This window comes from Bradyrhizobium lablabi (assembly GCF_001440475.1).
Classification (GTDB): Bacteria; Pseudomonadota; Alphaproteobacteria; order Rhizobiales; family Xanthobacteraceae; genus Bradyrhizobium; species Bradyrhizobium lablabi.
In genome coordinates this window covers 7073-22751 of sequence record NZ_LLYB01000116.1, presented here as the reverse complement: position 1 = coordinate 22751, position 15679 = coordinate 7073, and the positions used below count along the sequence as shown (strand labels likewise).

Annotated in this window: 17 protein-coding genes; 3 read left to right on the top strand and 14 right to left on the bottom strand. The window is 63.6% G+C overall.

Going from position 1 to position 15679, the window contains the following annotated elements:
- Window positions 1-245: 245 nt before the first annotated feature.
- Complete coding sequence (gene aat / locus CQ14_RS32720) at window positions 246-920, bottom strand: leucyl/phenylalanyl-tRNA--protein transferase (RefSeq protein ID WP_057861903.1); 675 nt, start codon at window positions 918-920, stop codon at window positions 246-248.
- Window positions 921-1022: 102 nt separating this feature from the next.
- On the opposite strand from aat, the gene CQ14_RS32715 reads away from it, so the two are divergent.
- Together CQ14_RS32715 and CQ14_RS32710 are read left to right on the top strand one after the other, a co-directional pair.
- Complete coding sequence (locus tag CQ14_RS32715) at window positions 1023-2465, top strand: DASS family sodium-coupled anion symporter (RefSeq protein WP_057861902.1); 1443 nt, start codon at window positions 1023-1025, stop codon at window positions 2463-2465.
- Between the two features lie 7 nt (window positions 2466-2472).
- Entirely contained in the window at window positions 2473-3414 is a 942-nt protein-coding gene (locus CQ14_RS32710) for an AEC family transporter (protein ID WP_057861901.1), read from the top strand.
- Window positions 3415-3425: 11 nt separating this feature from the next.
- Here CQ14_RS32710 and CQ14_RS32705 read toward each other — a convergent pair whose 3' ends face one another.
- From CQ14_RS32705 to CQ14_RS32680, 6 genes are read right to left on the bottom strand one after another with little or no spacing between them, the layout of a single operon-like run.
- A complete protein-coding gene (locus CQ14_RS32705) occupies window positions 3426-4301 on the bottom strand; it encodes an amidohydrolase family protein (protein WP_057861900.1) in 876 nt (291 codons plus the stop codon).
- Between the two features lie 24 nt (window positions 4302-4325).
- The gene (locus CQ14_RS32700) at window positions 4326-4709 is read right to left on the bottom strand and encodes a RidA family protein (protein WP_057861899.1); all 384 of its coding nucleotides are present in this window, start codon (window positions 4707-4709) and stop codon (window positions 4326-4328) included.
- A 28-nt stretch (window positions 4710-4737) separates the two neighbouring features.
- Entirely contained in the window at window positions 4738-5541 is an 804-nt protein-coding gene (gene hpaH, locus CQ14_RS32695) for a 2-oxo-hept-4-ene-1,7-dioate hydratase (RefSeq protein WP_057861898.1), read from the bottom strand.
- Window positions 5542-5545: 4 nt separating this feature from the next.
- Complete coding sequence (locus CQ14_RS32690) at window positions 5546-6406, bottom strand: fumarylacetoacetate hydrolase family protein (protein ID WP_057861897.1); 861 nt, start codon at window positions 6404-6406, stop codon at window positions 5546-5548.
- Between the two features lie 58 nt (window positions 6407-6464).
- Complete coding sequence (locus CQ14_RS32685) at window positions 6465-7082, bottom strand: flavin reductase family protein (protein WP_057861896.1); 618 nt, start codon at window positions 7080-7082, stop codon at window positions 6465-6467.
- A gap of 11 nt (window positions 7083-7093) precedes the next feature.
- Entirely contained in the window at window positions 7094-8071 is a 978-nt protein-coding gene (locus CQ14_RS32680) for a Bug family tripartite tricarboxylate transporter substrate binding protein (RefSeq protein ID WP_057861895.1), read from the bottom strand.
- Between the two features lie 168 nt (window positions 8072-8239).
- Between CQ14_RS32680 and CQ14_RS32675 the strand changes: the two genes are divergently transcribed.
- The gene (locus CQ14_RS32675) at window positions 8240-9037 is read left to right on the top strand and encodes an IclR family transcriptional regulator (RefSeq protein ID WP_156435699.1); all 798 of its coding nucleotides are present in this window, start codon (window positions 8240-8242) and stop codon (window positions 9035-9037) included.
- 3 nt (window positions 9038-9040) lie between these two features.
- Here the strand turns inward: CQ14_RS32675 and CQ14_RS32670 are convergent, their stop codons facing one another.
- The 7 genes from CQ14_RS32670 to CQ14_RS32640 form a co-directional block, all read right to left on the bottom strand.
- On the bottom strand, window positions 9041-10138 hold the full coding sequence (locus CQ14_RS32670) for a sensor histidine kinase (RefSeq protein WP_057861893.1): 1098 nt from the start codon (window positions 10136-10138) through the stop codon (window positions 9041-9043).
- Entirely contained in the window at window positions 10135-10575 is a 441-nt protein-coding gene (locus tag CQ14_RS32665) for a response regulator (RefSeq protein ID WP_057861892.1), read from the bottom strand. Before CQ14_RS32665 ends, CQ14_RS32670 begins: the two co-directional genes overlap by 4 nt.
- Window positions 10572-12104 carry a sensor histidine kinase gene (locus CQ14_RS32660; protein ID WP_057861891.1) on the bottom strand — a complete coding sequence of 511 codons (1533 nt, stop codon included), beginning with the start codon at window positions 12102-12104 and terminating at the stop codon, window positions 10572-10574. Before CQ14_RS32660 ends, CQ14_RS32665 begins: the two co-directional genes overlap by 4 nt.
- Before the next feature lie 115 nt (window positions 12105-12219).
- Window positions 12220-13581: an acetyl-CoA carboxylase biotin carboxylase subunit gene (accC, locus tag CQ14_RS32655; RefSeq protein WP_057861890.1), complete on the bottom strand. Its 1362-nt coding sequence runs from the start codon at window positions 13579-13581 to the stop codon at window positions 12220-12222.
- Window positions 13582-13605: 24 nt separating this feature from the next.
- Window positions 13606-14097, bottom strand: coding sequence for an acetyl-CoA carboxylase biotin carboxyl carrier protein (gene accB / locus CQ14_RS32650; protein ID WP_057861889.1), 492 nt, complete (start codon window positions 14095-14097; stop codon window positions 13606-13608).
- Between the two features lie 87 nt (window positions 14098-14184).
- On the bottom strand, window positions 14185-14652 hold the full coding sequence (gene aroQ / locus CQ14_RS32645; protein ID WP_057861888.1) for a type II 3-dehydroquinate dehydratase: 468 nt from the start codon (window positions 14650-14652) through the stop codon (window positions 14185-14187).
- Between the two features lie 225 nt (window positions 14653-14877).
- Window positions 14878-15306, bottom strand: coding sequence for a hypothetical protein (locus CQ14_RS32640; protein WP_430650236.1), 429 nt, complete (start codon window positions 15304-15306; stop codon window positions 14878-14880).
- Window positions 15307-15679 lie beyond the last annotated feature (373 nt).

Sequence of the window (15679 nt, the reverse complement as noted above, 5' to 3'; positions counted from 1 at the left end):
CTCAACCGAAGCAGGCCGCGCCGCGCCCGCCGGGACCGCCGCCGCAGCCGCAGTTCCAGCAGCAGCCTCAGCAGGCGCCGCCACCGCCACCACCGCCGCCGCAACAGCGGCCGGGTGGACTGTTCGGCGGATTGTTCGGGAATTAGGCGGGATCGTCGAATCCGTAGCCCGGATGGAGCAAAGCGAAATCCGGGGTCGGTGCCACGACGTGAAAGTGGTCCCGGATTGCATCCGGGCTACGCGCGCTATGGGCTCCGCGCAATAATCGCCAGCGCCTCCGCGCCGCTGATGCTGGGCTGCAGCCGCATGAACTCCGCCGGCTCGCCCACGATCGCCTTGTCGAGCAAGGCGCGATAGCGTCGCCTTGAAATTTCGACCGCGCCAAAGCTGCGCAGATGCTCGGTGACATATTGCGTGTCGAGCAGCTCGAACCCGCCCGAGATCAGCCGCGCCACCAGATGCACCAGCGCCACTTTCGACGCATCGCGAGCGCGATGGAACATGCTCTCGCCGAAGAACGCGCGCCCCAGGCTGACGCCGTAGAGCCCGCCGACGAGGTCGCCGTCCTGCCAGACCTCGACGCTGTGGCAGTGCCCGAGCTCGAAGAGCCCGAGATAGAGATCGCGGATGCGCTTGTTGATCCAGGTGTCGTCGCGGCCCGGCTGCGGCGCCGCGCAGCCGGCAATGACCGCCTTGAAAGCGGTATCGACGGTGACGCTGAAAGCATCCGAGCGCACGGTGCGGGCGAGCCGCGAGGCAATGCGGAAGCCCTCGAGCGGGATCACCCCGCGCAGTTCCGGCTCGACCCAGAACAGCGTCGGATCACCGGCGCTCTCGGCCATCGGGAAGATGCCGCAGGCATAGGCCCGCAGCAGCACTTCAGGGGTGATTTCGGAAGCGGCTGACTCGCGTGATGTCATGCCTGGGAGGATAGCAGGAGGCAGCGGGCCTATGCTACGTACGGCAAAAAAAGACGGCGCGCCCCGGATGGCGGGAAAGCGCCGGGAGGAAAAGAGGGACGCGTGAAAATCACCTGGAAGACCGTTGCGCCGCTATTGATCTGGCTGGCGCTTTATCTCATGCCGGTTCCGGCCGGCCTCAATGCCAATCAGTGGCACTATTTCGCGCTTTTTGCCGCCGTGATCACGGCTCTCATCCTGGAATCGATGCCGGTGGGCGCCATAGGCCTCGTCGGTCTGACGGTTGCGGGTCTCTCGGGCTATGTCGAGCACGATCCCAACAAGGCGCTGCGCTGGATGCTGGGCGGCTTTTCCGAAAGCACGGTGTGGCTGATCGTCGGCGCCTTCGTGTTCTCGATCGGCTACCGCAAGAGCGGGCTTGGCCGCAGGCTCGCGCTGCTGCTGGTGCACCATCTCGGTCGTCGCACGATCGGGCTCGGCTATGCGGTGGCGTTCTCCGACCTCGTGCTGGCGCCGGCGACGCCGTCCAACACCGCGCGCAGCGGCGGCACCATCTATCCGATCGTCAGCAACATCCCGCGCATCTACGGCTCGGAGCCGGGGCCGACGGCCGGCAGGATCGGCACCTATGTGATGTGGACGGCATTTGCCACCACCGCGGTGACGAGCTCCTTGTTCCTGACCGCGCTGGCGCCCAATGCGGCTGCGCTTGCCATCGCCAAGAGGATCACCGGCGTCGAAGTTGAGTGGTCGCAATGGTTCATCGGCTTTGCGCCGCTCGGCATCCTGCTGCTGATCCTGGTGCCGCTATTGAGCTACGTGGTTTGCCGCCCGGAAGTGAAGGAGAGCCCCGAAATCGTCGAATGGAGTGCGAGCGAGCTCAAGACAATGGGGTCGTTGTCGCGCAACGAGTGGATCATGGCAGCCTTGGTGCTGCTGGCGATGTTCCTGTGGATCTGCGGTTCAAACCCGACCATCAGCCTGCCGCTGCTGGGATCGAACTTCATCAACCCGACCATGGTCGTCTTTGTCGTGATCTCGCTGATGCTTCTGACCGGCGTGATCGAGTTCGAGGACATCGTCCGCGAGAAGAGCGCGTGGGAGGTGTTCTTCTATTTCACCTCGCTGCTGACGCTGTCCTCGGGCCTCAACGAAATCGGCTTCATCAAATGGGTGGCGGAGGGCTATGCCAAGGAATTGGCGGGCCTCGGTCCGACGCTCGGGCTGATCCTGTTGGTCTCGTTCTTCTTCTGGGTCCACTATTTCTTCTCCAGTATCACCTCGCATGCGGCGGCGGTGCTGCCGGTCGTGCTCGCGGTCGGCAGTAGCATTCCCGGATTGCCGATTCCGACATTGACGCTGCTCTGCGTTTATTCGCTCGGGCTGATGGGCGTGATCTCGCCCTATGCGACCGGACCGGCGCCGATGTATTACGGCAGCGGCTACATCGGGAAGGGCGCTTTCTGGAAGCTCGGCCTGATCTTCGGCGTGATCTATTTTGCCGGCCTGCTGCTGATCGTGCTGCCGTGGCTCAAGGTGGTATGACCCGAACATGAGCGCGGTGCTGATCGTCGTCCCCGTGTTCGCCCTGATCGGGGCGGGCTATGCGGCGGTGGCGCTGCGTTTCATTACGCCTACGGCACACAAGGGCATTGCCGAGTTCGCGTTCAGCATTGCCATTCCGGCGCTGCTGTTCCGGATTGTGGTCGTCGCCGAATTTCCCGCCGTCAGCGCCTTCTCGGTGTGGGGCGCCTATTACGGGGCGACGGCGGTGATTTGGATCGTCGCGCTGCTGGCGTCATCGCTGCTGCGGCAATCCCGGGCGGATGGCGTGGTGCTCGCGATCGGCTCGATCTATGGCAACATCGTGATGCTCGGCATTCCCCTGATATTGTCGGCGCTGGGAAGCCAGGCTGCCGGCTCGATGGCGTTGATCCTGTCGGTCAACACGCCGCTGCTGTGGCTTTGCGGCACGCTGCAGATGGCATGGGCGGAACGGAAGTCCTCGGAGAGCGCACCGCTCCTGGTGCTGCGGGCTATCAGCGAGATCGCGCGCAACCCGATCATGCTTGCGCTCGGCTTCGGCTTCCTCTGGCGCCTTACCGGATTGGGGCTGCATCCGGTAGCGGACAAGACGCTCGACCTGCTGGCGCAGGCGGGCTCGCCCACGGCGCTGATTGCGCTCGGCATCAACCTCTTTGGATTCAGGATCAAGGGGCAGGCACTCGGCATGGCCATCATGTGCGCGCTCAAGCTCGTGGCGATGCCGGCCGTTGCCGCCGTCCTCGCCTTCTACGTCCTGGCCTTGCCGCCGATTTCCGCGGCCGTGGTCGTTCTGTTTGCCGCGATGCCGACCGGCGCCAATGCCTATATCTTCTCGGCCCAGTACGGACGGCTCAACGAAGCCGTCTCCGGCGCTGTCGCGCTCGGCACGACGCTGGCAGCGGTGACGCTGCCGATCGTCGTGTCCTTCGTGACGGTCGCGCTGCGCTAGGCGGGATACGACTAATCCGCGAAGCCGAACAGTTTGGCTGGGTTGGTGACCAAAATTCTCTTCAGCTCTGCCTCATCGGCCACGTAGCGATAAAGCAGTTCGAGCAGGTCGGCATCGTTGGGCGGCTGCACCACCGACACTGGGTGCGGCCAGTCGCTCGCCCACACGCAACGCTCGGGCGCCGCCTCGATATAGGCGCGCGCGATCGGAATGACGTCATCCCAGGGCGGACCCTTCTTCGAGGTCTTTTCACCGAGTGACAGCATCACCCAGAAATTGCCCTTCGAAAGAAGCTCCAGCATCTTCTGAAAATTCGGGTCGTTCTTGCCGCCGGTCGGGTCAGGGCGCGCCATGTGATCGATCAGCACGGGAACGTCGAGGTTTTCGTATTTGGCGGCGCTGGAGACGATGCCGTCCTTTTCCGGCTGGATCTTTGCGTACCAGCCGAGTTCGCGAATTCTGGCGATCGCGCGGGCAAAATCCTTGTCCGAGAGCACGGCGCCGAGTTCCTGGCGGAAGCTGAAACGCGCGCCGCGCACGCCGGCGTCGTGCAGCTTGGCGAGGTAGGCGTCGTCGGCTTCGGGGAACACCAGCGCATTGGCGCAGCCGCGATAGTTCGGCCCCATCGCCGCAAGCGCATCGAGCACCACGGCATGGTCGGCGCCATAGGTCGTGGTCTGCACGATGATGCCGCGCTCGATGCCGAGCGCCCTGTGGACGCGCAACGCAGCTTCCCAGGTCGCGGTCGGCATCTGGTAGGCGGCGCCGGGCCGCACCGGATATTTCTCCAGCGGGCCGAGCACGTGAAACTGGCTGTCAATGCTCTTCGGCGGCGGCAGTCTTGAGGGGCGGCGCGGGTTCGGATCGAACGGAAGGTAGGTCGGCATCTAGGGTTCCTTGTTGAGTAGCGGTCAGCCGATCACGGCCGTGAAATCGCATTGCACCAGCGCGCCGTTTTCCATGTCCATCTGCAGCGCGTGGCGGGCAGGGCGCGAATGCTCGTCGGGAAACATCTTCAGCCACTCGACATTCACCGGCGCGCGCTGCGTGCGGTCCTGCAGCCACACCGTCATCTTGATGATGTCGTCCGTTGTGCCGCCGCCGGCCTCCACGATGGCTTTCATGTGCGCGAACATATGGACGCACTGTTCCTCGATCTTTTCCGGCATCTTGCCGGTCGCTGGATCGCGGCCGAGGATAACGCCGGACATCAGGAGATTGCCGATGCGGGAAGCGTTCGGAATGGGATTTGCGTGCTTGAACTCGCCAATATGAATGCTCTTGCGCCTTGTCATTATTACTCTCCCTGGGACGCTTTTTTATTCAAACGAACTGGCAGGACACCGATCCGAACCGGCCGTAATCGGCATGGAACGTGTCGCCTCTGGCAATGTCGACCGGGCGGGTGAACGATCCCGCCAGCACTACTTCGCCGGCCTCGAGATGCTCGCCTTGCGCCGCCAGCCGGTTGGCGAGCCAGGCCACGCCATTGGCGGGATGGTTGAGAACGCCGGCGGCGATGCCGGTTTCCTCGATCTGGCCGTTACGGAACAACAGCGCGCCGATCCAGCGCAAGTCCGCATCAAGCGGACGAATCGGGCGGCCACCGACAACCAGCGCCGCATTCGCAGCATTGTCGGAGATCGTGTCCATTACCTTACGCGGCGCCTTGGTCTCGGGATCGACGCGATGCATCCGCGTCTCCAGGATTTCCAGCGCCGGCGTGACGTAATCGGTGGCGTTGAGCACCTCGAAGACCGTGCAATCCGGTCCCTTCAACGGCGCCTTCAGCACGAAGGCCAGTTCGACCTCGATGCGGGGCGCACGAAAGCGATCGAACGGGATCGGCGACGCGTCCGGATAGAACATGTCCGCGAACAGCACGCCGTAGTCCGGCTCGGAAATACCGACCGCGTTCTGCATCGCTTTCGACGTCAGGCCGATCTTGTGTCCCCTGACGATACGGCCGCGGGAGAGCTGCAGCTTGGTCCATGCACGCTGAATGGCGTAGGCGTCCTCGATCGTGAGATCGGGATAGTCGCGCGTGAACGCCGGGATCAGCGACTTGCTGCGCTCGGCCTCGTCCAGGCGCTGCGCCAGCCGTTCGACGGTTTGTTGATCTAGCATCGGCCTATTGCTCCTCCGCCACGGTGTTGCGGAGGATGCCGATTCCGGCGGATTCCACCTCGACGACATCGCCAACCTTGAGCCAGCGCGGCGGCGTGAAGCGCGCGCCGGCGCCGGTCGGGGTGCCGGTCGCGATCATGTCGCCGGGCTTCAGGGTGGCGAAGGTGGAGAGATAGGCGATCAGGAAGTCGAACGGGAACATCAGCCGCTCGGTGGAATCGCTCTGGCGCACCTCGCCGTTGACGCGGGTGACGATATCGAGCGGACCGCGCGGGTCGCATTCGTCCGAGGTGACGAGCCAGGGACCGATGCTCCCCGAACGATCGAAATTCTTGCCTTGCGTAACGTTGAACTTGCCGTGGTGCAGCCAGTCGCGAACGCTGCCCTCGTTGCACAGCGTCATGCCGAAGATGTGGTCGAAGGCGCGCTCGCGCGGAATGTGCCTTCCTTCCTTGCCGATCACGATCACAAGCTCGCCTTCATAGTCGAGCTGTTCGGAAATCTTCGGCTTCTCGATCGGCTGGCCGGAGCCGACGACGGAGGAGGGATTGCGGACGAACAGGCTCGGATATTTCGGCAGGTCCGAATTGTCCTTGTACTCGGCGTTGCGGTCGTTGTAGTTGACGCCGATGCACCAGAGTTTTTCCGGGTTCGGGATCGGCGGCAGCAGCACGAGGTCATTGAGGGCATGATCCGGCTTGGCCCCGTCGATCATTTGGCGCGCCACGTCCAGACCGTTTTTGACGATCAGGGACCGAAGGTCGGGACATTTCGGACCTAACCGTTTGGTGAGGTCAACCACGCCGCCGGCAACGGCCGCACCGAAGCGCGGCTCGCCGTTTGCGAGATAACTCAGAAGACGCATGCAGTGGATCTCCGGATCAGCGCTGCAATAAACGCAGCGACAACGCGCTTCGGCGTTTTCAGGATTCAGTTTTCGAAGTCTGGAACACCGGCTTCAAGGTGACGATTTCGCCGAGCTTGGCGTAACGGGGACCGGCGATGCGGGCGATCGGATCGAGCGCCTCGGTTTCGATCTTGCCGTTGTTGAGCAGGCCATCCCTGATGTGGAAGACGAGCACTTCGCCGACGATGAGCCGGCTGCGGGTCTCGCCGAATTCGAGGCACTGCCGGAAGCGGCATTCCATCGCGATCGGTGCGACCGCCAGGCGAGGCACCTTGATCCGCTCGCCCGGCAGCGTCGAAAGCCGCAATTCCTCGACCTCGCTGACATCGGCCGGATGCTCGGTGGAGCTCTCATGCACCGCATTCATCAGGCTGGAGTCCGCGATGTGAACGACATACTCCTCGTTGTTGAGGATGTTCTGCGCGGTATCCTTGTAGAGCCCGCCCTTGCGGCCGACGCTGATGGCCAGCATCGGCGGCTTCGGCGAGACGAACGTGAAGGCAGAGAACGGGGCGAGGTTGAGCACGCCGCTGCCGGACAGGCTGGTCACCCAGGCGATCGGGCGGGGGACCACGATGCCGGTGATCAGCCGGTAGGCGGTTTCGGGGTCGAGATATGCCGGATCGATCCGCATTGGAAAGACCTTCAGTCAGCCTTGATGTTCGCCTTGCGAACGACGGGAATCCACTTGGAGTCCTCTTTTTCGAGATAGCTCGTGAATTCCGCCGGTGTCATCGACACAGCCTCAGCACCGAGCGCGTTGAACTTCTCGACGATGGCGGGATCTTTCAGGATCTCTGTGAGCGTTTCGTGGAGCTTGGCCACGATTTCGGGCGGCGTACGTGCGGGCGCGAACAGGCCGGTGAACGTCTGGCCGTCAAATTCCTTGTAGCCGAGTTCGGTAAAGGTCGGGACGTCGGGAAGCCAGGAGGCGCGGTGGTTGCCGGTAACAGCAAGCGCGCGCAGCATGCCGCTCTTGATCGAAGGCAGTCCGACCGAAATCTGGTCGAGGGCGAATTGCACCTGTCCGCCGATCAGGTCGTTGAGCGCAGGTGCGTTGCCGCGGTAGTGCACCGTCAGCCATTGCAGTTTCAGCGTCTCCTGCATCAGCTCGCTGAGCAGATGGTTCGTCGTGCCCTGGCCGGGTGACGCCATCGTCAGCTTGCCCGGATCACGGCGGGCAAGTTCGATAAACTCGTTCAGATCCTTGGCTTGCACCGATGGATGCACTTCGAGCACCAGCGGCGTCATCGTGATCGAGCTGATGGGAACGAAATCCCGCTTCCAGTTGTAGGCGTCGCGCTTGGCGATCTCGGGCGCGAACAGCACCGGGCCGTTGGCGCCGACGAACAGTGCGTAGCCGTCGGGCGGCATTTTCGCGAACGCCTCGCCGGCGATCAGGCCGCCGGCGCCGGCCTTGTTTTCCACGATGAAGGGCTGGCCGAGCTTGGCCTGGAGCTTGTCGGCGATGACGCGCGCGGCGCTGTCGACATTGCCGCCGGCCGGATAGGGGACGATCAGGCGCACCTGTCGCGCCGGCCATTGCTGGGCGTCGGCCGGTGTGTTCGTCACCACAGCCAATAGCGCCGATACAGCGATGCCTGCGACCGCAAAAAACTTCATCGGATTCTCCCGAAAACGGCACATTCGGCCGTTACTTCTTGTTTGCGCGAACCCCGTCCCAGCGGCATGCGCATCTATTGTTCCGCGCGGCGGATTTTGCGCTTGCCCCTTCCACTGTCGACGAAATTGTGGTGTTTCTGTCCACATTGTGGGCAGTGAGAAATGCGCATGACAAACGGTCGGTTAAGGCCGCGCGGCGGCGAGCCGCTGCCGGGCGGCCAGGCGATCCGTCGGGCGGTGGCGGTGCTGCGAACGCTCGCGATTGGTGGTGAAAGAGGCGTGCCTCTCGCGGAAGTCGTGCAGGCCACATCGCTTACCCGCCCCACGGTACATCGCATCGTGCACGTGCTGATCGAGGAGGGCATCGTCGAGCGCAGCGAGCGGACGGGCAATTACGTCGTCGGCCGTCAGGTGCCCGAACTGGCGCTGGCGCGGCCATCGCGTTCGCCGCTGTTGATTGCGGCAGAGCCGCATCTTGCGGCGGCTTCGGTGCAATTTGGCGATACACTGTTTCTGACCGTGCGCACCGGTTTCGATACCTTGTGCGTGGCGCGCCGCATCGGCAGCTATCCGATCCAGATATTGTCGATCGAGGTCGGGGTGCGGCGTCCGCTCGGCGTCAGCAGCGCAGGCGTCGCGATCCTGGCTGCCATGCCGTCACCGGAGGCACGCAAGATCGTGCTTGCCAACGAAGCTCGCTTCAAGGCCTACCGGACCGATGCGCCGACCGTGATCGGTCAGATCCAGCTCGCGCGCCGCCGGGGCTACAATTTGCGCGATGTCGGTCTGGTGCAGGGTACGAAGTCGCTTTCAGCCTGGATCCGGACGCCCGACGGCCAGCCCGCCGGGGCGATTACGCTCTCTGCCATCCGAAACAGGCTGGGTCCGCGCCGCGCCATCGAGGTGGCGGACTTCCTGGTCGCGGCTGCGCGTTCGATCGAAGCGGCGATGCCGCGGGACCGGTAAAGTTCAACCTGCTGCGGCAGCGTTGCTCGGTTTTGCTGCCGGCGCTGCCGGAACACGCCGGAAGCGCAGCACGATCCGTGTGCCGTGATGGTCGGGATCGCGCTCGGCGCTGGCGTCCAGCTTGGCGGCCATCGCGCTGACGATGCGCTGTCCCATCCCGGTGGAGCGCGGGTCGGCCTTGGCGTTGAGACCGACGCCGTCGTCTGTAATCGTGACCAAGAGGTCCTCGCCGTCGGCCTTGAGCTCGACGTGAATGGGACCGGCGCCGTCGGGATAGGCGTATTTGACGGCATTCATCACCAGTTCGTTGACGATGATGCCGATCGCCACCGCGCGGTCCGGGTCGATCTCGATCGGTTCGGCCTTGAGCGTCAACCGCGACATCCTGTTGCCCTCGGCCGAACGGCGGAGGTCTTCCAGCAGGGCTTCGAGATACTGGTTCAGGAGCACGCTCTTGAGGTCATGCGAGGTGTAGAGGCGGCGGTGCACCTGGGCGACGGCGGCGACGCGGCCCATCGCATTGGTCAATGCGGCCTTGACGTCGTCCTGCGTGGCCGAATTGGCCTGCAGGTGCAACAGCGAGGCGATGATCTGCAGCGAGTTTCCGACGCGGTGGTTGACTTCACGCAGCAGAACTTCGCGCTCGGCGGCGAGGGCCGCATAGCGGTCGCGCGAGGCGTGAACCTCGGCTTCGGCCTCGTCGCGCGCCCGCTGCAACTCGGCCTGCCGGAGCGCACCGTTGACGGCGACCTGCAGCAGCGGAATGAAATCGCCCTGCGTATCCTTGACGAGATAGTCGGCGGCGCCGGCCTTCAGCGCCGTGACGGCGATCGCCGAATCCTGCGCGGCGGTGACGAACACCACGGGCGGGGCGTCCGCGATCGCCATGATGCGTTCCAGCGTTTCGAGGCCGTCGAGACCCGGCATGTACTGATCGAGCGCGATCACGTCGATGCCACCTTGCGCCAGCCGCGCCAGCCCTTCCTCTCCGCCTGCCGCGTGGACGACCTTGAAGCCGGCCCGCGTCAGGCCGCGGTCGACCAGCCGGGCGAGGCCGGCGTCGTCGTCGATATACAGCAGTGTCGGCGTCGCAGGTTTCATATGGCTGCCGGGGGGACCTGAATGACGGAAAAGAACAGACCGAGCTGGCGAATGGCGTTGGCGAAGCTTTCGTAGTTCACGGGCTTGGTAATGTAGACGTTGCAACCGAGTTCGTAGCAGCGCTTGATCTCATGGGAATCGTCGGTGGTGGTCAACACCACGACCGGCGTGGTCTTGAGATATTTGTTTTCCTTGACCCGCTTCAGAATGTCGATGCCCGTCGTGTCGGGCAAATTGAGATCGAGCAGGATCAGGAGCGCGCTGCCCTTGTGGTTCAGGCCCGTCCCGTCCGTGCCGAACAGGTAGTTCAGCGCGGCTGTACCGCTGGTGAACGGAATTATCTCATTGTTGACACCGGACCGGCGTATATTTCGCTCGATCAGGCGGGCATGCCCCTCATCGTCCTCGATCATGATGATGGTGACTGGATTACTCATGTACGTGTTTTCCGGTTGCCTGCTGGCCAATTGATAGGCAGCGTAATCGTGAACGTGCTGCCCTGGTGAAGTTCCGAGGAGACCGCCATGGTTCCTCCCAGGCGGCGCACCAGGGCGCGGACATGGGCGAGCCCGATGCCTTGTCCCGGCTTGTCCTGGGTTCCTGCCCGGCGGAACAAATCAAAGATTCGCTGGTGGTCCTTCGGGTCGATGCCGCGCCCGTTGTCCGATATCTCGAAAATCGCAAAGCCGAGCTTGGTGCGACCACGCACCGAGATTTCGCCGGGGACCCCCGTCTTGAGGTATTTGAGCGCATTGTCGATCAGATTGGAGAAGATCTGCTCCAGCGCAAGGCGGTCGCTGACGATATTCGGCAATGCATCAATCCGGATCTCGGCCTGGGCTTCCGCGGCCTGATGCGCCACCGTCGTCACGATGGCCTCGATCAGCTCCCTGGTGTCGATCCAGACCGGCTCGAACTCGCGCCGTCCCTCGCGGGTAAGGTTGAGGATCGCCGATATCAGCCGGTCCATCTTGCCGATCGAAGACTTGATGAAGCCGAGCGCCTCGGAGAAATCCTGCGAGAGCTGCTTGTCGGCCCCCTCGAGCGCGGGCTCGGCGGTGTCGGTGGCATTCTCCGGCGCGGGTGGTGCTTCCGATTGCGCGCGGGAAAGTGCTGCGATCCGTTTGAAGATGTCGCCGCGCAATTCCTCCAGCTCGCTGGTGAAACCCATGATGTTCACCAGCGGGGATCGCAGATCGTGGCTGACGATATAGGCGAAGCGCTGGATCTCGTCATTGGCCTCGCGCAGATCCGCGGTGCGTTCGTCGATCGTGGCTTCGAGGTTGAGATGGCTGTCGCGCAGCCTGGCGTCAGCCAGGTCGCGCGCGTGCGACGAACGCCGCACCAGAAGAATCGCTATGCCGGCAAGCACGACGACTAGACCCGAACCGATGCCGGTGATCGAAGCCGCCAGCGTCTGGCTGCGATCGGCATTGGTCGTTCGCTCGACAAACAGGCGATCTTCTTCTGCCCGCATCCGCACCGCGAGATCCTCGAGATGTTTCATGGTGTCGCGTCCGATGCCCTCGCGCACGATCTTGGCGGCGTCGCTCATGCGCTGCGACCGGGCCAGTTCCATGGTCGTACGGAATTCCTCGACCCGCTGGTCGTAGAGCGGCATCATCTCGTCGATGAGCCGCCTTTGCACCGGATTGTCGCTGATGAGCTGGCTCAGCCGCGTCAGCGAAGGCGCCAGTTCGGTCATCGCCTGCTCGAAATCGGCCTGAAAATCCGGCCGCAGTGTCGCCAGATAGCCGCGCTGGGCGCTCTCGGCACGCCGCAACTGCAGTTGGACGAGCGATATCTGGTTTTCAACCTCGAGGGTGCGCACAACCTTGCGCGCGTCCTCGCGCGCCATGTTGACCAGATAGACCGAGGCGGCGCTGATGACGGTCAGGACCAGCAGCCCCGCCCCAAGCAGCAGGACGTGGCCCATGGCGCGTTTGCGCTGGGTATCAGCGGTCACAGTGGTCTCGCGTCATGAGCAAACGGAACAAGCGCCCCTGGCCACCCCCCAATACACGTCAACGTGCATGGAACCGATTGGTTCCATGCGCCGTCTAATATTGGGGTATCGCCGCTCAGGAGGCCTTGCCGTCTACGGGCTTGCCGGCGAGGTACTGTTCAAGCCAGTGGATGTGGTAGTCGCCGTTGATGATGTCGGCCTCCCGGACCAGCGCCCGGAACAGCGGCAGCGTGGTCTCGATGCCGTCGACCACCATCTCGTCGAGCGCCCGGCGCAGCCGCATCAGGCATTCGGCGCGGGTCTTGCCGTGCACGATCAGTTTGCCGACCAGCGAATCGTAATAGGGTGGGATGACGTAGCCCTGATAAACGGCGGAATCGATCCGCACGCCGAGCCCGCCGGGCGGGTGGAATTGCGTGATCTTGCCGGGCGAGGGGCGGAAGGTCTGCGGGTTTTCCGCGTTGACGCGGCATTCGATGGCATGGCCGATGATGGCGATCTCTTCCTGCTTCGCGGGCAGGTCGCCGCCGGCGGCGATGCGGATCTGCTCGAGCACCAGGTCGATGTCGGTGATGCTCTCGGTGACGGGATGCTCGACCTGGATGCGGGTGTTCATCTCGATGAAGTAGAACTCGCCATCCTCATAGAGGAATTCGATGGTGCCGACGCCGAGATATTTCATGTCCCGCATCGCCTTGGCGCAGGTCTCGCCGATCTTGGCGCGGGCGGCGGCGGCTAGAACCGGCGAGGGGCCTTCTTCCCAGACCTTCTGGTGACGGCGCTGCAGCGAGCAGTCGCGCTCGCCGAGATGGATCGCTCCGCCGCGGCCGTCGCCGAGAATCTGGATCTCGATGTGGCGCGGCTTCTGCAGGTATTTTTCCAGATAGACGGATGCGTCGCCGAACGCCGACTTGGCTTCATTGCCGGCCGTCGTCAGCGCCATCATCAGATCGTCGGCGGTTTGCGCGACCTTCATGCCGCGGCCGCCACCGCCGGCAGCGGCCTTGACCAGCACGGGGAAGCCGATCGCCTTGGCAATCGCCATCGCGTCGTCATCCGACGAAACCGCGCCGTCGGAGCCGGGCACGACGGGGATGCCGAGCCGCTTGGCAGTCTTCTTGGCCTCGATCTTGTCGCCCATCAGGCGGATGTGCTCGGCCTTCGGGCCGATGAAATGCAGATTGTGCTCGGCGAGGATTTCGGCGAAGCGGGCGTTCTCGGACAGGAATCCGTATCCGGGGTGCACGGCGTCCGCACCGGTGATCTCGCAGGCCGCGAGCAGCGCCGGGACGTTGAGATAGGAGTCCTTGGACGGCGGCGGCCCAATGCAGACGCTCTCGTCGGCGAGCCGCACATGCATGGCATCGGCGTCGGCGGTGGAATGCACGGCAACGGTGGAGATGCCGAGCTCCTTGCACGCGCGCAGCACGCGCAGGGCAATCTCGCCGCGATTGGCTATCAGAATCTTATCGAACATCGCAGCGCCTGACGTTGACGAGTTTTATTCAATGATCACGAGCGGCTCGCCGAATTCGACCGGCTGGCCGTCTTCGACGAGAATTTGCGTCACCGTGCCGGCGCGCGGCGACGGGATCTGGTTCATCGTCTTCATCGCTTCGATGATCAGCAGGGTTTGTCCCGCCGATACCTTGGTGCCGACGTCGATGAACGGCTTGGCGCCGGGCTCGGGCGCCCAATAGGCGGTGCCGACCATCGGCGAGGGGACCACGCCCGGATGCTTGGCAAGATCTGTCGCCGGCGCCGTGGCAATGGCTGCCGCCGCAGCCGGCATCGGCTGGTAGCTCGCCGGCAGTGCCGCGGCTACGCTGATGTTGCGCGCGACGCGCAGCCGCAGGCCGTCGCGCTCGATTTCGATCTCGGTCAGGCTGGTCTCATCCAGCAAGAGCGCGAGTTCGCGAATGAGCGCGCTGTCGTCGCTCTGCAGATTGGCGGCTGATTTGTCCGCTGACTTGTTGTCGGGCTGGCGGGCCATGCTCTTTGATCCGGAATCTCGATGTGGGTGACGGCTTAAGCGTCAGGCTTGGTGTCGTTCGATCTCAGTGATGTCAGTTTTTGAAGGTCAGGTCTTCGCCTTGGCGCCGATCTTGGCGGCCAGGCCATTGATTGCGAGCCGGTAGCCGTCAATGCCGAAGCCGCAGAGCGAGGCGAAGGCGGCCATGGCCGTGAAGGAGTGGTGGCGGAAGCTCTCGCGGGCGTGGATGTTGCTGATATGCACTTCGACCGTGGGGATCTTCACCGCGACCAGCGCGTCGTGCAGCGCGATCGAAGTATGCGAATAGCCGCCGGCGTTGATGATGATGCCGACCGCCTTTTTGGCGTGCGCTTCGTGGATGAACTCGATCAGCTCGCCCTCGCGGTTGGACTGGCGGCAATCGGCCGTCAGGCCGAATTGCGCCGCCGTTTCCACGCAAAGCTTTTCGACATCGGCGAGCGACGAATGGCCATATTTTTCCGGCTCCCGTATCCCCAGCATGTTGAGGTTCGGGCCGTTGAGCACATAGATCGTCGCGGCAGGGGATTGGGCCATCCGGATTCCAGCAAAGAAGGGGCGGGTCAGGTCGCGGGGTTATAGGTAACAACGGGGCCAAGGGGAAGCCTTGCGGCTTGCCGGAGTGTCACCCAAATGCCTCATCCGGTTCGTAAAAAGCCCGATGGAACCTACGGAAATCGCTGGTTAACCAATTCTAAAGGGTGGCCGGCCCGTTCCACCGCTCGGCGATCGATCCTCGTCCGCAAGGCTCACGGTCCGGTCCTATTTCGGTTGCGGGCTGTCGGCCAGCTTGTTGTCCGGCGGCGTGGGCCTGATCGCGGGCGCGACCTTTGCGGCCGTTGGCTGTTTGGCGCCGTTTGCCGCGGGCTCCTTTTGCGCAACCGGCGGCGAGGGTGGTTCGGGGGCAACAGGGGCGCTCTGTCCGAGCGAGACCGAGATGCCGAACAGGCGCCACTGCCCGTTCACCGGCGCGAACGACAGTTCGAAATTGACCTGGGTCGGCACCGAGGGAAAGAAGCCCGCCATACGCATCGACCCGCCGGCTTCGATCTGCGGCAGCAGATTGAGCTGCGGATCGATCACGGCAACACCGGACAGATCGATATTGTCGCTGCGCAGCTTGGCGAAGATCTCGCCGAGCCGTGCCGCGGTGTTGGATTGGAAGCCGGGTGCGCCGATGTCGCGCAGCACCGTGTAATGCCGGTCTTGTTGGCCTGGTCCAGCGCAAGCAGGGCTGACCGGATCAGGATAAGCACGCCGTTGCGGTCAATCTGCGCGGGTTTGGGCGCTTTGGCTTCACGCCTGCCGAGGCAGCCTTCGCGCTTGAGATTATCAAGGGCGACGGCCGGCAAGCCACCGCCGACCGGCTTGGCATTACCGTCGGCACGGCACGCAGCCACTTGTCGAAGATTTTCGAGAAGACCGGCGTGACGCGCCAGGCTGAACTCGTGCGCCTGCTTCTACAAAAGTGAGAAGTGCACGAGAAAAAGGGCGGGCATTTCTGCCCGCCCTGATCCCTTGCGAAAATCTCGCCGTTAGGCTTCCAGAATCGCCACGATCTCGA

Bases quoted from the DNA above. Each gene is read 5' to 3' on its own strand.
- aroQ (WP_057861888.1), bottom strand. From the start codon at position 14,652: ATGGCCCAATCCCCTGCCGCGACGATCTATGTGCTCAACGGCCCGAAC.
- CQ14_RS32685 (WP_057861896.1), bottom strand. From the start codon at position 7,082: ATGCGGATCGATCCGGCATATCTCGACCCCGAAACCGCCTACCGGCTG.
- accC (WP_057861890.1), bottom strand. From the start codon at position 13,581: ATGTTCGATAAGATTCTGATAGCCAATCGCGGCGAGATTGCCCTGCGC.
- CQ14_RS32670 (WP_057861893.1), bottom strand. From the start codon at position 10,138: ATGAAACCTGCGACGCCGACACTGCTGTATATCGACGACGACGCCGGC.
- CQ14_RS32705 (WP_057861900.1), bottom strand. From the start codon at position 4,301: ATGCCGACCTACCTTCCGTTCGATCCGAACCCGCGCCGCCCCTCAAGA.
- CQ14_RS32710 (WP_057861901.1), top strand. From the start codon at position 2,473: ATGAGCGCGGTGCTGATCGTCGTCCCCGTGTTCGCCCTGATCGGGGCG.
- CQ14_RS32675 (WP_156435699.1), top strand. From the start codon at position 8,240: ATGACAAACGGTCGGTTAAGGCCGCGCGGCGGCGAGCCGCTGCCGGGC.
- aat (WP_057861903.1), bottom strand. From the start codon at position 920: ATGACATCACGCGAGTCAGCCGCTTCCGAAATCACCCCTGAAGTGCTG.
- accB (WP_057861889.1), bottom strand. From the start codon at position 14,097: ATGGCCCGCCAGCCCGACAACAAGTCAGCGGACAAATCAGCCGCCAAT.
- CQ14_RS32690 (WP_057861897.1), bottom strand. From the start codon at position 6,406: ATGCGTCTTCTGAGTTATCTCGCAAACGGCGAGCCGCGCTTCGGTGCG.
- CQ14_RS32665 (WP_057861892.1), bottom strand. From the start codon at position 10,575: ATGAGTAATCCAGTCACCATCATCATGATCGAGGACGATGAGGGGCAT.
- CQ14_RS32680 (WP_057861895.1), bottom strand. From the start codon at position 8,071: ATGAAGTTTTTTGCGGTCGCAGGCATCGCTGTATCGGCGCTATTGGCT.
- hpaH (WP_057861898.1), bottom strand. From the start codon at position 5,541: ATGCTAGATCAACAAACCGTCGAACGGCTGGCGCAGCGCCTGGACGAG.
- CQ14_RS32700 (WP_057861899.1), bottom strand. From the start codon at position 4,709: ATGACAAGGCGCAAGAGCATTCATATTGGCGAGTTCAAGCACGCAAAT.